The organism is Rhodococcus sp. IEGM 1408, from assembly GCF_033142235.1.
Lineage (GTDB): Bacteria > Actinomycetota > Actinomycetes > Mycobacteriales > Mycobacteriaceae > Dietzia.
Genome location: NZ_JAWLRW010000036.1, coordinates 1 through 1440, shown reverse-complemented (window position 1 = coordinate 1440; position 1440 = coordinate 1). Strand labels below are relative to the sequence as shown.

1 protein-coding gene is annotated in these 1440 nt (G+C 64.2%); it reads right to left on the bottom strand.

Annotated elements, in window-relative coordinates; genetic code table 11:
* Window positions 1–42 precede the first annotated feature (42 nt).
* Window positions 43–1299, bottom strand: coding sequence for an IS256 family transposase (locus R4P08_RS18370; RefSeq protein WP_317815305.1), 1257 nt, complete (start codon window positions 1297–1299; stop codon window positions 43–45).
* Between the last annotated feature and the right edge of the window lie 141 nt (window positions 1300–1440).

Here is a 1440-nt window from a genome sequence, read left to right as displayed (position 1 = left end):
GATAGTGCCCCGTGGGGTGGTGGGATTCGGATCGGCGTCTGGTCAGGCGCAGTGATCAACGAGTCGTGATTGATCGTAATCGCTACCGGTGTTGAGAGCTCGTTGTTTGGCGGCGATGACGCGTCGGAGTTCGGCCATGGAGGTCTCTGAGAGGTAGCGGCGGGTTACCTGCCATTCGTCGTGTTGGTCGATCACCACCGAGGTTGCCAGCCGGAGGAATGCGGCAGGGTTGGGGAAGATCTCCACGACGTCGGCGCGGCGCTTGATCTCCTTGTTCAGGCGCTCGATCGGGTTGTTGGACCAGATCTTCTGCCAGTGCCCTCGGGGAAATGCAGTGAAGGCCAGCACGTCGGACTTTGCCTCGCGCATCATCGTGTTCACCTTAGGAAACGAGTCAGCGAAAGTGTCGGCGACCTGATCCCACTGCTCGGCCACGGCGTCAGGTTCGGTGTGGGCGAAGATCGTCTTGACCGCCGCGGTCACCACAGGGGCGTTCTTGGCCGAGACGGCGCCGTGCAGGTTGCGCATGAAATGGACCCGGCAGCGCTGCCACGCAGCGCCCACGAATTGCTGCGCCACGGCCGCTTTCAGGCCCGCGTGAGCATCGGAGATGACCAGGTGCACCCCAGTCAGGCCGCGGGCTTTCAGTGAGCGCAGAAAGTCCGACCAGAACTCGTAGGACTCGCTGTCTCCGACGGCGGTTCCCAGCACCTCGCGGGTGCCATCGATGGAGACCCCGGTGGCTACGACCATGGCGTGAGAGACCACATGGGCGCCGATCCGGACCTTGCAAAACGTGGCGTCGGCGAACACGTACGGAAACTGCGTGTGGGACAGCGTGCGGGTACGAAACGCCTCGACCTCGGCATCGAGGTCGGCGCAGATGCGGGAGACCTCGGACTTAGAGATACCGGTGTCCACCCCGAGCGCCCGGACGAGATCGTCGACCCCGCGGGTTGATACGCCGTGCACGTAGGCCTGCATGATCACCGCATACAAGGCCCGATCGATCCGCCGGCGACGCTCGAGCAATGCCGGGAAGAACGACCCCGAGCGCAGCTTCGGGATCTGCGCCTCGATGTCTCCCACCGGGGTCGAGACCGTCTTGGTGCGGTGACCGTTGCGGTGGGTCGTGCGTTCTGAGGTGCGTTCGTAGCGCTCGGCGCCGATCTTCGCAGCGGCTTCGGCCTCGATCAACGCCTGCAGGCCGGCCCGGACGAGTTCGGCGAACATCGCCTGCGGATCGGCTGACAGCAGTGCGTCGAGCTGGGCATGTGCGCCAGAATGGGACTGGGTCATCGCGTGGTGTGTCCTTACTGTGAGCTACTTGGCGGTAACTCAATGACCACTACGCGATGGCCCGCCCTCTTAGGCGGACCGCCACACCTTCGTCAGCCAGAACGTCGGCCCCGAAACCCCACCACTCCACGGGACTTACCC